This window comes from Roseivivax isoporae LMG 25204, assembly GCF_000521865.1.
Classification (GTDB): Bacteria; Pseudomonadota; Alphaproteobacteria; order Rhodobacterales; family Rhodobacteraceae; genus Roseivivax; species Roseivivax isoporae.
Genome location: NZ_JAME01000004.1, coordinates 12,651 through 26,328, shown reverse-complemented (window position 1 = coordinate 26,328; position 13,678 = coordinate 12,651). Strand labels below are relative to the sequence as shown.

Sequence of the window (13,678 nt, the reverse complement as noted above, 5' to 3'; positions counted from 1 at the left end):
TGGTTGATTCAGAAAGAAATTGGCGCCGAAATCACGGTCGGGCATCGATGATCCTGGACGCGACGCCCAGCACAACGTCCTCGCGGCCCTGCAGCGCCTCGGCCAGCGCCTCTGCGACCGAACTCACACTCTCGTCGCGCGGCCGGCGCATGTCGAACAGCTGTTCGGTCGACACGATGGCAACGATCTCGGACTTGCCGTAATCGCCCTCGGTGACCTCGACGGCCAGCCGCGTCGGATCTTCCCCGAGCGACGAGATCGGCCAGAGCACGGGGATGGTGCGCACGCCGTTCCGCACGGACCCGAGCCGGTCGATCGCCGTTTCCTCGCGATTGATGTTGGGCAGGATGTGAAACACCTTGCCGGTATTGTCGACCACCATGACCCAGAGCCACGCGCCGGTCAGCGTCTCGGGCAGCTGCACCTCGGCGACCGGGTTCTCGCCCGTGCGGTAGACGCCGGTCAGCACCGTCTCGTCGCTGTCGCCGCGACCCAGCCAGATGGATACCGGGCCCGCGGGCACGGTCGGCATCACGGCGCGGATCGCGCACAGTTCGGGATTCAGCGTCCGGGTCTCGAGGCTGAGAGTGCGGTCGCCGATGCGCGGCAGGATCGCCTCGCGCAGGGCCGCGTCGGTGGCCCCGTCCGCGACGTCGCCGGTGATGCGCAGCGTCGCGTCGAGAGGGTAGGGGGCCTCCGCGTCGCTGCCGACCTGCAGCGGCCCGCAATCGGCATGGTCGTCCAGCACCGGGCCCAGGATCGATGGATCGAGGAGGCGCGGACCGGCCCGAAGCGACGTCGCCAGGCGCAGCGAGCCGGGCGTGGCGGACAGCGCCGCGCGCACCGCGTCCCGCGTGGCGCCGTCAGGCGCAAGCCCTGCGACCTCCGCCGCGTCGCCGCTGACCGCGATGACCCACTCTTCGAGCGGGTCGAGCGCGCCCATGAGCGCCGCGACCTCGCCGGTCCATCCGTCGAAGGGCAGGCCGGCGGCAAGGACCAGCGCATCGTCCGGCGGGGCGACCCCGCTCGCCCGTTCGTATGTGTCGCGCAAAAGGGTCGCGTCCTCCGCCGTGGGCGCGTGGCCCGCAAACGCCGCGCCTTCACCGGCGGACGCGGTCAGGGTATAGGGATCGGCCACCGGCAGGGGCGGCACGAAAAGGGCATCGAGCGTGCCCGTCCCCCAGAGCGCCGCGCCCCCGATGGCGACGACCGCCACCGAGGCCAGCGCGAGCGTCCGGCCGCGCTTCGTGCCGGGCGTCGCGTCCCGGGCCGCGAACGGCTTCAGCCAGGCGTCGAGCCGCTCAAGGGCCGCCGCGGCGCTGTCCGGCCGGCGCGCGGGATCGACCGCCGACAGCAGGTCGATCAGGTCCTTCAGCGGGGGCTCGATCCCCGACGTGTCGAGCGGCTGCGCCTTGCGCCGCACGACCGCCGTCGGGTGGCTCTCCATCTCGGGCACCGCGCGCCGCCGCGCGGCGAGGAGCGACGCACCGAGCGCGTAGAGGTCCGACCGGGCATCGGCGTGACCGTCCAGCTGTTCCGGCGCGGCGTACTCGTATTTCCCGGCGAACTGGTTGCCGACGATGGTGCGAGCCCCCGCCGCGGTGTCCTTGGCGATGCCGAAGTCGATGATCGTCGCCCGGTCCGGCTGGCCGCCGCGCAGGATGATGTTGTCGGGCGAGAGGTCACGGTGCACGATCCCCTGCGCATGCGTGGCCACGAGCCCCTCGAGCACCCGGTGCGCCACGATCAGGAGGTCGCGGTCCGAAAGCCCGCGGTCGAACATGAGGTCGTTGAGCGACGGCCCGTCGACATAGTCCATCACGAGGATCACGTGACCGTCGCCGGAGCGCGAGCATTCCGCGTAGCGCACCACCGCGTCGTGCACGATGTTCCGCATCTGTTCTTCTCGCTTCATCAGCTCGACATAGTCGGCATTTCCGGAGAATTGCGCGTTCAGGGCCTTGATGGCGAGGTCGCGTTCCGTGACCTGGTTCCGCGCGAGGTAGACCTCGCCGGTGCCGCCACGCCCGAGCACGCCGAGGATCTCGTAGGTGTTGTTGAGGACCTGGCCGGTCCTGAAAATGTCGGAGGGCAGGGGGGGCGCGGTCAAATGATCCTCGTCGGGCAGCGATGCAAATGAAGTCGATTCAGAAACAAAACCAGTCTATCATGACGGGAAATTCGGGTGGATTATTTCTCCGCCAACCCCGGGCGGCAAATTATTTCAGGGAACGGATCGCATGGCCGCACGCGGATCTCAGGAGACAATCAAGCGCAAGGAACTCGTCGGCAAGTTGAACCCGACCTGCCTGAAGGCCTTTTCCGAGGCGGCACAGGCCGCCAAGCGCCGCGGCAACCCCTACGTCGAACTCGTGCACTTCGTGACCGCCCTGGCCGACGCGGACCGGTCGGATTTCCACATCCTGCTCGACGCGGCGGGCGTCGACCGTCACCGCTTCGACGGCGACGTGCTGCGCGCCACCGATGCGCTGCCACACGGCGCGGGATCGGTCGAGGAGTTCTCTGACCACATCTTCCGTGCCATCCAGGAAGCATGGAATTTCGGCGCCCTGGAATACGGCGACCACGAAGTGCGGTCGGCCTACGTGCTGCTCGCCGCGCTGCAGGTGCCGGTGCTCGAGGGGCTGCTGTTCAAGATCAGCCTCGAGTTCGACAAGATCGACCCGGCGGCGATGGCCGGACAGCTCGACACGCTGCTCGCCACGTCGACCGAACGCGGGGCCGATGCGCCCGTGGCCGCCGAGGCGAAGAAGCCCGTACCGGGGGGCAAGTCGGCGCTCGCCCAATATGCCACGGACCTGACCGAGCGCGCGCGCTCGGGCCGCATGGACCCGGTCGTGGGGCGCGACCCCGAGATCCGGCAGGTCGTCGACATCCTGCTGCGGCGCAAGCAGAACAACCCGATCCTGACCGGCGAGGCCGGCGTCGGCAAGACCGCCGTGGTCGAGGGCTTCGCCCAGAGGCTCGCGCGCGGCGACGTGCCGCCGCAGCTGCGCAACGTCCAGCTCCACATGCTCGACATCGGCCTCATGCAGGCGGGTGCGAGCGTGAAGGGCGAGTTCGAGAAGCGGCTGAAATCCGTGATCGAGGAGGTTCAGAGCTCGGACATCCCGATCATCCTCTTCATTGACGAGGCGCATACCCTGATCGGGGCAGGGGGGGCGGCCGGCACGGGGGACGCCGCGAACCTCCTGAAACCGCCGCTCGCCCGTGGCGAGCTGCGCACCATCGCGGCGACCACCTGGGCCGAGTACAAGCAGCACATCGAACCCGACCCCGCGCTCACCCGCCGGTTCCAGACCGTGCAGGTCGAGGAGCCGGACGAGGCCAAGGCGATCCTGATGTGCCGCGGTGTCGCGGGCGTGCTGGAAAAGCACCACAAGGTCGAGCTGCTGGATGAATCGATCGAGGCGGCGGTCAAGCTCTCGCACCGCTACATCCCCGCGCGGCAGCTGCCCGACAAGGCGATCAGCTTGCTCGACACCGCCTGCGCGCGGGTGTCGGTGTCCCAGCACGCGACGCCCGCCGAGGTCGAGGATTGCGAGCGGCGCGTCTCCGCGCTCGAGGTCGAGGAGGGCATCGTGGAGCGGGAGGAGGCCATCGGCATCGAGGTCGCCGAGCGCAAGGCCGATCTCGCCCAGGCGCTCGCCGCGGCCCGCGCCGGTCTCGAGGCCGCGAAGGTCCGCTGGGACGCCGAGAAGGCCATCGTCGACGAGATCCTCGAGCTGCGCTCCCAGCTTCGCAGCGCGGGCGCGCGGCTCGACGCGACCGGAGAGCTGGGGGACGTCGCCCCCGACGCCGGTCCTGCCCCGCGCGCGGCCGAGGCCGCCGCGGCCCCGGCAGGGGAGGGCGGTATCGCGCTCGCCGAGCCGCCCGTCACCGACAGGACCGCACCGGCCCCGTTCGACCGGGAGGCCACGCTCGCCCGCCTGCGCGAGCGCATGGCCGCCCTCTCGGATGCCCAGGGCGAGACGCCGCTGATCCTGCCGGCGGTCGACGCGCAGGCGGTCGCCGCGGTGGTCCAGGATTGGACCGGAATTCCCATGGGCCGGATGCTGGCCAGCCAGACGGAAAAGGCGCTCGCGCTCGCGCGCAACCTCGCCGAACGGGTGGTCGGGCAGGATCACGCGATGGAGATGATCGCGAACCGTATCCAGACCTCGGCCGCGGGGCTCAAGGCCCCGGAAAAGCCCGTGGGCGTCTTCATGCTCTGCGGGCCCTCGGGCGTCGGCAAGACCGAGACCGCGCTTGCCCTGGCCGAGCTCATGTATGGCGGCGAGGACAACATGATCTCGATCAACATGAGCGAGTTCCAGGAGGCGCACACCGTCTCGACACTCAAGGGCGCGCCGCCGGGCTACGTGGGCTATGGCAAGGGCGGGATTCTGACCGAGGCGGTGCGCCGCCGCCCCTATTCCGTCGTGCTGCTCGACGAGGTCGAGAAGGCGCATCCCGACGTGCACGAGATCTTCTTTCAGGTCTTCGACAAGGGCATGATGGACGACAGCGAGGGGCGCCGGATCGACTTCAAGAACACGCTGATCCTGCTGACCTCGAACGTGGGCTCGGACGAGATCATCTCGATGACCGCGGGGGGAACCACACGCGTCGACGAGGAGGAACTGAGCGCCGCCCTGCGCAAGCCGCTTCTCGACGTCTTTCCGGCGGCGCTGCTCGGCCGGGTGGTGACGATCCCCTATTACCCGCTGTCGGACGCCATGATCGAGGCCATCGCCGGCCACAAGCTGCGCGCGATCGCCCGGCGTCTCGGCGAGGGCTACGGCGCGGAGCTGGTGATCGGCGACGGCGCGATGGACGTGATCAAGGCGCGCTGCACCGAGATCGAGAGCGGCGGCCGAATGATCGACGCGATCCTCACCAACACGCTGATGCCCGAGCTCAGCCGCCGCATCCTGACCTACCGGCTCGAGGGGGCGGAGCTGAAGAAGGTCACGGTCACGGGCGACGGCGCGGGCTTCGCCTACGCCTTCGAGTAGGCACCGGCCATGGAGGTCTTCAACCGGCCGGGCTTCGTCCACCAGTTCACCATGGGCATGGACGTGGCGGGCCGCGAGTTCCTCGTCTTCGTCGTCAAGGGCACCTTCGCCTTTCCCGGGGCCGAGGGCCGCGTGGCGGAACGGTCGCCGGTTCAGGCCGAGCTGGTGATGGCCGACCGGCACACCGGCGCGCCGGGCTATTCCGCGACGCTCTGGGAAAGCGACTTCGCCTTTCGCAAGGGGCGCTGCGACGTGGTCCTGCAGGGCGCGGCCTACGCGCCCGGCGGACAGAAGGCGCAGCGCGTGCGCGTCGGCATCCGCGTCGGTGGGTGGCACAAGGCGTTCGACGTGGTGGGCCACCGCGAATGGCGCGTGGTCGGCCCGCGCATCCTCGCGACCGACCCCTATCCCTTTGTCCGCCAGCCCTTCGGCTACGACACGGCCTTCGGCGGGACCGTTCGGCTCGATCCCGACGACCCGAAGCCGCCCGCCTACCTTCCGAACCCGCACGGCCGCGGCTTTGCGCATTTCCGCAACCAGCCCAGGCTCTCCGGCCAGCCGCTGCCCAACACCGAGGAGACGGACGTGCCCGTCACCTCGCCCTACGAGGCGTATCGGCCCATGGCCTTCGGCCCGGTCTGGCGGGGCAGGGCGGACCGGCTGAAATGGGCGGGCACCTACGATCAGCGCTGGCAGGACGAGGTCTTTCCCTTCCTGCCCGCCGATTTCGACGATCGCTACTACCAGCAGGTCGGCCCCGACCAGCAGATCGACCCGCCTGTAGGCGGCGCGGACGTGGTGCTCCTGAACCTGACGCCCGCCGGGCGCGAGGCGTTCCGCCTGCCGCGCACGGCGCTGCCGCTGCGCATCTTCCGCGGATGGCAGACCGCGTTCGACGGCGCCCCCATGCCCGACACGCTGCTCTTCGACACCGAGGCGCGGACCCTCTCGCTCGTCTGGCGGGTGCAGGTGCCGATCCGCCGCGTGATCACCGAGTTCACCGAGGCGTGGATCGGCGCGCCGCGGCCGGGCATGACGCGCGCCCGCGCGGCCGGAAAGGTGTACATGGGGCCGGCCGGGTTCCGGATGCCGGCGGATGCCGGCACATGACCGGGGTCAACGTGATCGCCGCGGGCATGGTGACCGCGGTCGGGCTGACGGGCGCGGCGAGCTGCGCCGCCATGCGCTGCGGCATCGACGGTTTCGCCGAGACGCAGTTCGTCGTGCCGGGGGGCGCCTGGCTCGTCGGCGCGCCGGTGCCCCTGCCGCGGGACTGGGTCGGCTCGAAACGGCTGGCGCATCTCGCCGCCGGCGCCGTCGTAGACGCGCTCGAGCGTGCGCCGCAGGTCCGCGACGGCACGCTTCCGGTCATCCTCTGCCTCGCGGAGGAGACCCGTCCGGGCCGGCCCGTGCGCACGCCCGAAACCTTCGGCCGGCAGGTGCTCGAATTCTCCGACCTTCCGCTCCGCAGCCCGCTGCACGTGGTCGCGCATGGCCGGCCTTCGGGCATCGTCGCGCTCGAGCGCGTCCGCCGGATGTTCGAGCGCGGCGAGGCCGAGCGCGCGCTGATCGTCGGCGTCGACAGCCTGCTCACCGGTTCGGCCGTCGCGCATTACCTGCGGGCGGGCCGGCTCCTGACCGGCGACAACGCGAACGGCTTCGTGCCCGGCGAGGCCGCCGCCGCGATCGTCTGCGCCGCGGGTGCGCCGCAGCATTTCGCGCTCGCGGGGCTTGGGCTCGGTCGCGAACCCGCCTACCTCTACAACCCCGACGAGGTGCCATTGCGCGCCGACGGCATGGTGCGCGCCTACCGCGACGCCTTCGACGCGGCGGGCATCGCCGGGCGCGACGTCGACGTGCGCGTGTCCGACCTGACGGGCGAGGCGTTCTTCTTCAAGCAGACGGCGCTCGCAATGCAGCGCACCGTGCGCCAGCGCACGGACAACCAGGCGCTCTGGACGCCCACGGACTGCATCGGCAACGTGGGCGCGGCGATCGTGCCGGTCATGGTCGGCTGGGCGCTCGACGCGTTCGAACGCGGCTACGGCGCGGGCGACCCCATCCTCGTGGAATCCTCGGGCGACGACGGGGCCTGCGGCGCCGCGGTGTTCCGCACCGCGCGGGCGAGGGCGGTCGCATGACGGTCTATGCCAACAAGCTCGAGGTGTCGTGCAAGGCGCAGGCCAACATGGTGATCGCAGCCTTCCCGGACGTCTGCATGACGCCGCCCGAGAACCCCGCAACGCCCCCGGGCGTGCCCGTGCCCTACCCGAATTTCGGCTTCGACAGCGACACCGACAAGGGCACCGGGACGGTCAAGATCGGCGGCAAGACCGTCAACCAGAAGAACAAGTCCTACTTCACCAAGACGACCGGCGACGAGGCCGGCTGCGCCGCGAAGAAGGGTGTCATCACGTCCAAGAACACCGGCAAGGCCTACTCGCAGGCCTTCTCGATGAACGTGAAGGCCGAGGCCGAGAACCTCACCCGCTTCAGCGACATCCAGACCAACAACCACGCCTCGACGCCGGCCAACGCGCCGCCCTTCCCGAAGATCTCCTCGGCGAACTTCAAGGACGGCAAGGATCCCTGCGTCGACGACTTCAAGAAGGTCACCGACAACTGCCCGGCCGGCAAGTCGCTGGAAGACGTCTGCGCCAACGCCGGCCTCAAGAAGGAATGGGAAGGCGTCGAAGTCGACAACACCTCGAAGGCCAGCGATGCCCGTCTCCAGATGAACACGACGAGCGTCGAGGTGAAGGACGGCAAGGGCGGCAAGGGCGTGTCGAACGTGAACAAGATGCGCATGAAGCACTATGCGTGCGCACAGGACGATGCGTGCCTCAGAGCGCGGAAATGCGTGCTGGTGTCCAAGAAGGACGCCGACAAGGGCGAGTGCTGCGGCATGCAGACCGGGCACCACCTGATCCCGGAGTTTTCCTTTGCGACCGGCACCCACGGCGACGGCGATCCCCTGAAGGGCTGCAAGGGATACGATCCCCAGGAAGCGCCGACGATCTGCGTCGAGGGCTGCTGCCATACCAAGGGCAGTCACGGCCTGATGCACGGCGAATACTACATCGGGTTCATGTCCGCCGCCGACGACGGAAAGGGCGGCAAGACGCACAAGCCGAAAAAGAAGCTGTCCATCGCAGGCAAGACCAAGAAGACCGGTGACAGCTACAACCTGACCCATGCCGAGGCGCGCAAGATCGCGACGGAATCGGTTGCCAAGGTCTTTCCGGTCTCCGACTGCAATCCGGACTGCATCGAGGCGCAGCTCAAGGAATACCACAGCACCACGGCCGGGATCAGTGACGACACCGACATGCGCTGCGATGCGGGACCTGGGCGTGGTCTGGAGGACGCGAAGCGGCGCAGCGGACGCATCGACCAGATCCTTCAGGCGGCGCGCAACATCGTGGAAAAGACAGGCACGGCGACGAAGCGGCGCCTGAGCTCGGCCACGTCGAGCGCCGCCAAGCGCAGGAAATAGTGGACGCGGCCCTCGTTCGCACGGAAAGGACAGCGCGATGTATCCGATACTGCAAGAGCTGCGCGTGATCGCCGGCAAGGCCGCGGCAGACGAGACGCTGGCGGTTCTCCTCGTCATGGATGACGTCGCGAACGACCCTGCCGAACCGCACGGGATCGTGGGGACGATCACCGGGGATACGTTCACGCAACGCGGCGCCGAACCCGCCATCGCCCTCGTGGACATCGAGTTCCTGCGCGATGCCGGCGACGGTGTCATGGCGCTCGGCGACGCAGGCGAGGTGCGCATCTACGACGGCGACACGGTGATCGCGGAACAGATCCCCGTGGAGGATGCAAAGTTCCGTGCGCTCCGCCGGCTCGGCGACACCTTCGTGGCGGTGGGCCTCCTGCTCGAGGCGTGGCGCCGCGGGCCCGACGGCACATGGGAGGCCTTCGGGCCGGATGCGGCGATGCGCGCGGAACTGGGCGCGACCCGGTTCGAGAAGCTGGACGGCTACTCGGCGCGCGAAATCTACGTCGCGGGCGACAACGGCATCATCTGGCACTACGACGGCACCGAATGGACGCCGATCCAGTGCGCGACCAACGTGACCTTCCTGTCGGTGCATTGCGGCCGGGACGGTCGGGTCTACGTCGGCGGACAGCACGCGACCCTCGCGATCGGCCGGGGCCGCGACTTCGAGATCGTCACTTCGAACCCCGAGCTTGCGCATCTCTGGGGCGTGGCGGAGATCGACGGGATCGTTTTCGGTGCGCTCGATCGCGCCCTCGTCTACCTGAACGACGAGGACGCGTTCGTGCCCGATCACGGCGCGATGGAACTCGGGACCAGCTTCTACGACCTCGCCCGCGCCGGACCGGCGCTTTGGAGCTTCGGCATGAAGGACGTCATGGTGTTCGAGGACGGCACCTGGAGCCGGATCGACGAGATCGGCGTCGCCTGACGTCTCACCCGAGCGGGTCGGGCAGCTTGGCCGCGAGGTAGTCGCGGACCTGGGCCAGGTCGAGATCGCGTACGCGCATGCGGGCCGCGCCCGGCTGCAGCATGCGCAGGACGAACAGTTCGCCCGCCTCGGGGAAGTCGTCGTAGCGGTCCTGCGCGATGCGGATGCCGTCCGCGCCCGCGATGCGCAGCCCGTCGAGATGGGCGTCGAGCCGGTCGATCAGGCGGTCCATGCGCTCGGCGTCCATGTCCGGGTTCTCGTCCGGATGCAGCAGGTGCCAGTCGTAGACGACCCACAGGTGCGCCGCCTCTTCGGCATGCTGCCGCACGATGTGCTCGAGGACCGGCACACGCATGCGCACGGTCAGTTCAGGTTGATCGATGCGCCGCGGATGCGGTTCGATCCCGAGGCCTGGCTGACCAGGTGCGTGCCCCGGATCGTGACGTGTCCGTCCTTCTCGAGGATGATCGCAGCCTTGCCGACGCGCAGCTCGATCCGATCCTGCGCCGTGATCCGCACCGATTCGCCGTCGCGGACCACCTGCGGTTGCGGATCGCGGCGCACGGGCTCGACGATTCGGCCGACGATGAGCGGCCGGTCCACGGCGCCGTCCTCGAAGAGCAGCGCCACCTCGCTGCCCGAATCCTCTGGTCCGAGCGCCGTCAGGCTGCGCGCGGGAATCGCGTGGTCGCGGGTGTTTCCGGGAAAGACCACCAGCGGCGCGCCGTCCTCGAACCCGAGGAACAGCCCGATCACCACGCCGTCCACATGACCGGTCACGTTCATGGAGGTCTCCGAAACGACTGAATCAATGTTTCAACTATTTCACGGACCGGCCGATTCACCAAGCACGCTCGACGCGGGGCCAAGCACGGATGGAGCGAGTCCTAAGGTTTTCCATACCCGTCTGGACATTGCCCGAATCGCTGGCTTCTGTAACGTTGGGTCAAGTTGATTTATTCTTTCCGGGCGGTCCCACGATGGACATCGATTCCTTTCTCGCTCCCTTGGACGGCGACTCACCGTCCGGGGTGGAGCTCAGAAACGATCCCCGGTTCCATGGCATCGAGCGGCTGCTCGAGCCGGCGCGGCGCGCGGAGCGCCTGAACCCCGACGGAACCATCAACGAATCGGCCCCGAGCGTCGACTGGGCGCAGATTCGCGACGAGGCGGTCGCGCTCTGCGGCGAGGGACGGGACCTGCGCGTCCTTGTCGTCGTGGTGCGGGCGCTGCATGCCGACGATGGCTTTGCCGGGCTCGCGCGGGGGCTCGCGCTCTTGACCCGGACGCTCGAGGCGCACTGGTACAGCCTGCACCCCGCGCTGCGCGACCGGCCCGATCCCAAGGCCGCGGTGCTGCCGCGGTCGAACGCCCTGCGCCAGCTCGAGAACGACGACAACGGCCTGCTCGGCGACCTGCGGTTCCGCTACGTGCTGACGCCGCGCGGCATCGGCCCGATCTCGGGCGACGACCTGGCCGCGGGACGGCTCAGCGATTTCGAGATGCTGAACCGCGCGGCCTCGGGGCTCGGGCAGGCCGAGAAGGACGCGCTCGTCGCCGCGCATGGCCGCCGCGTGACGCGGGTCACCGCCGCCTGCCGCGCGCTCTTTGCCGAGGAGCCCGAGCGCGCGGGCGCCATGGTCGCGGACCTGCGTGCCGCCGAGGCCGGCATCGCGGCGCTCTGCAAGGCCTTCGACGCCGCGGCGGGGCTCGACGCGGGCACTGGCCTCGTCCTGCCCGAACTGTCCGATTTCCTCGCGGCCTGCCGGCTGTCGCTCGAGGCGGGGCAGGGGGCCGGCGCGCCGCCCCGGCCCGTGCCGGCGACGAACGGCGCCGCGGCGCCGTCCCCCTCGGCCGCGCCTGCGCCGGTCATGGCGGCGCCGGCCCTCAACGGGGCACATGGTGCGGCGGCCGCGCCCGCAGGCATCACGTCCCGTGCCGATGTCGAGGCGTGCCTCGACCGGATCGTCGACTTCTACGAGCGGACCGAACCGTCGAGCCCGATCCCCCACCTCGCCCGCCGCATGCGCCGCATGGTGTCGATGGATTTCCTCGAACTCATGGAAGAGATCGCGCCCTCGGGACTCAAGGAGTTCCGAAACATCGCGGGCGTCGAGGAAACGAAGAAGAGATAGCAAGGGAAGGTAGCATGAGCGACAGCAAGCAGAAGGTCATCGAGCGAAACCGGGCGCCGCGCGTCCAGATCGCCTATGACGTGGAACATTACGGCAGCCCGACGACCATCGAGCTTCCCTTCGTCATGGGCGTCATGGCCGACCTGTCGGGGGCGTCGGAGACGCCTGAGGCCAAGAAGGCCGTCGGCGACCGCAACTTCGTCGAGACCGACGCGGGCCGGTTCAACAAGTTCATGGAGGCGCTCGCGCCGCGGGTGAAGGCTCGCGTCAAGAACACGCTGCCCGCCGCCGACGGCGCCGACAAGGACGAGGAGCTCTTCGTCGACCTGACCTTCAAAAGCATGAGCGACTTCGCCCCCGACAAGGTGGCCGAGCAGGTGCCGGCGCTTTCCGAGCTTCTGAAGATGCGCCGCCAGCTCGTCGAGCTGCTGAGCTACATGGACGGCAAGGTCGATGCCGAGAAGCGCATCGCGCAGCTCCTGAACAACGAACCCCTTCTTGCGCAGGCTGCCGAACAGGCCGTGTCCGCCGGCAAGGACAAGGCGGAGGGCTGATCCATGGCTGAAGAAAAGCAGGTTGCAGGCGGCGCGGCCGAGGCGGAGGCGCTCGACCTGGGCGAGTTCTCGGACCTCCTCGAGAAGGATTTCCGCGTCAGGGAGGACGAGAGCGACAAGCTGAAGTCGCTCGTGTCGAACCTCGCGCTCGCCGCCAAGGAGCGGTCCGGCACCGCGACCATCTCGGGCAACGCGGTCAAGTCGATCAAGTCGCTCATCGCCGGCATCGACCAGATGCTGACCCAGCAGATGAACGAAATCCTGCACGCTCCCGAAGTGCGCGAGATCGAGGGCACCTGGCGGGGCCTGCATTACCTCGTGAACAACACCGAGACGGATCAGAAGCTCAAGATCCGTGTCATGAACATGAAGAAGGACGAACTGGCCGACCACCTCGAGGATTACGAGGGCCAGATGTGGGACCAGTCGGCGGTGTTCAAGAAGATCTATTCCGACGAGTACTCGATGTTCGGGGGCGAACCCTTCGGCGCCATCGTCGGCGCCTACGAGTTCAGCCACAAGCCCAAGGACGTCGGCCTCCTGCGCAACCTGTCGGGCATCTGCGCCTCGGCGCACGCGCCGTTCATCGCCGCCGCCGCGCCGCAGCTCTTCCGCATGGAGAGCTGGCAGGAGCTGCCGAACCCGCAGGACCTGCAGCAGATCGTGTCCTCGCCCGAATACGCCTCGTGGCAGTCCCTGCGCGAAAGCGAGGACAGCCGCTACATCGGCCTGACCATGCCGCGGGTGCTGGCGCGCCTGCCCTACGGGTCGGACACCGTGCCGGTGAAGGGCTTCGACTTCGAGGAACAGATCGACGGCAAGCACGACCATTACGTCTGGATGAACGCGGCCTTCGCCATGGGCGTGAACATCAACCGCAGCCACAAGCTGTCGGGCTGGGGCACGCAGATCCGCGGCGTTGAATCGGGCGGCACGGTGATGAACCTGCCGGTGCACACCTTCCCGACCGACGACGGCTCGACCGCGATGAAGTGCCCGACCGAGATCGCCATCGACGACCGCCGCGAGGCGGAGCTCGCCAAGCTCGGGATGATGCCGATCCTGCATCGCAAGAACACCGACGTCGCGGCCTTCATCGGCGCGCATTCGCTGCAGGACGACGAGACCCGCGCCGGCCGGCTGGTGGACCCGGACGCGCAGGCCAACGAGCGGTTGTCGGCGAACCTTCCCTACCTCTTCCCGGTCAGCCGGTTCGCGCATTACCTGAAGGCGATCGCGCGCGACAAGGTCGGCACCTTCAAGGAACGGAAGGACATGCAGGTCTGGCTCAGCGAGTGGATCAACCGCTACGTCCTGTCGAACCCCGCAATGGCCGACGACAAGGCCAAGGCAAAGCGCCCGCTCGCGGCCGCCGAAGTGCAGGTGGACAGCGTCGAGGGCCGCCCGGGATATTACAACGCCCGGTTCTTCCTGCGCCCGCATTACCAACTCGAGGGCATCAACGCGAGCCTGCGGCTCGTGTCCGAGCTGCCCTCGGTCAAGTCTTAACTGAATTCATTGACCAAAAG

Annotated in this window: 11 protein-coding genes; 8 read left to right on the top strand and 3 right to left on the bottom strand. The window is 68.8% G+C overall.

The annotated features are described in order from the left end of the window. Positions 1-31: 31 nt before the first annotated feature. On the bottom strand, positions 32-2,110 hold the full coding sequence (locus RISW2_RS03235) for a serine/threonine protein kinase (protein ID WP_043766579.1): 2,079 nt from the start codon (positions 2,108-2,110) through the stop codon (positions 32-34). 130 nt (positions 2,111-2,240) lie between these two features. Between RISW2_RS03235 and tssH the strand changes: the two genes are divergently transcribed. The 5 genes from tssH to RISW2_RS03210 are packed head-to-tail and all read left to right on the top strand — an operon-like array spanning position 2,241 to position 9,460. After that, entirely contained in the window at positions 2,241-5,018 is a 2,778-nt protein-coding gene (tssH, locus tag RISW2_RS03230) for a type VI secretion system ATPase TssH (protein ID WP_043766575.1), read from the top strand. A 9-nt stretch (positions 5,019-5,027) separates the two neighbouring features. Further along, complete coding sequence (locus tag RISW2_RS03225; protein WP_043766572.1) at positions 5,028-6,128, top strand: DUF2169 family type VI secretion system accessory protein; 1,101 nt, start codon at positions 5,028-5,030, stop codon at positions 6,126-6,128. Next, on the top strand, positions 6,125-7,159 hold the full coding sequence (locus tag RISW2_RS03220; RefSeq protein ID WP_043766570.1) for a beta-ketoacyl synthase N-terminal-like domain-containing protein: 1,035 nt from the start codon (positions 6,125-6,127) through the stop codon (positions 7,157-7,159). Before RISW2_RS03225 ends, RISW2_RS03220 begins: the two co-directional genes overlap by 4 nt. After that, on the top strand, positions 7,156-8,514 hold the full coding sequence (locus RISW2_RS23875; protein WP_084615231.1) for a PAAR-like domain-containing protein: 1,359 nt from the start codon (positions 7,156-7,158) through the stop codon (positions 8,512-8,514). The genes RISW2_RS03220 and RISW2_RS23875 overlap by 4 nt, the downstream gene beginning before the upstream one ends. A gap of 37 nt (positions 8,515-8,551) precedes the next feature. Continuing rightward, positions 8,552-9,460 (top strand): hypothetical protein, encoded by a 909-nt coding sequence (locus tag RISW2_RS03210; protein ID WP_043766567.1) that lies wholly within the window; start codon positions 8,552-8,554, stop codon positions 9,458-9,460. 4 nt (positions 9,461-9,464) lie between these two features. Here RISW2_RS03210 and RISW2_RS03205 read toward each other — a convergent pair whose 3' ends face one another. After that, a complete protein-coding gene (locus tag RISW2_RS03205; RefSeq protein WP_043766563.1) occupies positions 9,465-9,815 on the bottom strand; it encodes a hypothetical protein in 351 nt (116 codons plus the stop codon). Between the two features lie 8 nt (positions 9,816-9,823). Then, on the bottom strand, positions 9,824-10,246 hold the full coding sequence (locus tag RISW2_RS03200; protein WP_043766560.1) for a DUF6484 domain-containing protein: 423 nt from the start codon (positions 10,244-10,246) through the stop codon (positions 9,824-9,826). 194 nt (positions 10,247-10,440) lie between these two features. On the opposite strand from RISW2_RS03200, the gene RISW2_RS03195 reads away from it, so the two are divergent. Genes RISW2_RS03195 through tssC form a run of 3 tightly spaced genes read left to right on the top strand, consistent with a single transcriptional unit; the run spans position 10,441 to position 13,658 of the window. Continuing rightward, a complete protein-coding gene (locus RISW2_RS03195; protein WP_043766557.1) occupies positions 10,441-11,595 on the top strand; it encodes a type VI secretion system protein TssA in 1,155 nt (384 codons plus the stop codon). A 14-nt stretch (positions 11,596-11,609) separates the two neighbouring features. Then, positions 11,610-12,149, top strand: coding sequence for a type VI secretion system contractile sheath small subunit (tssB, locus tag RISW2_RS03190; protein ID WP_043766554.1), 540 nt, complete (start codon positions 11,610-11,612; stop codon positions 12,147-12,149). Between the two features lie 3 nt (positions 12,150-12,152). Beyond that, entirely contained in the window at positions 12,153-13,658 is a 1,506-nt protein-coding gene (gene tssC, locus RISW2_RS03185) for a type VI secretion system contractile sheath large subunit (RefSeq protein WP_043766552.1), read from the top strand. The last annotated feature ends 20 nt before the right edge of the window (positions 13,659-13,678 follow it).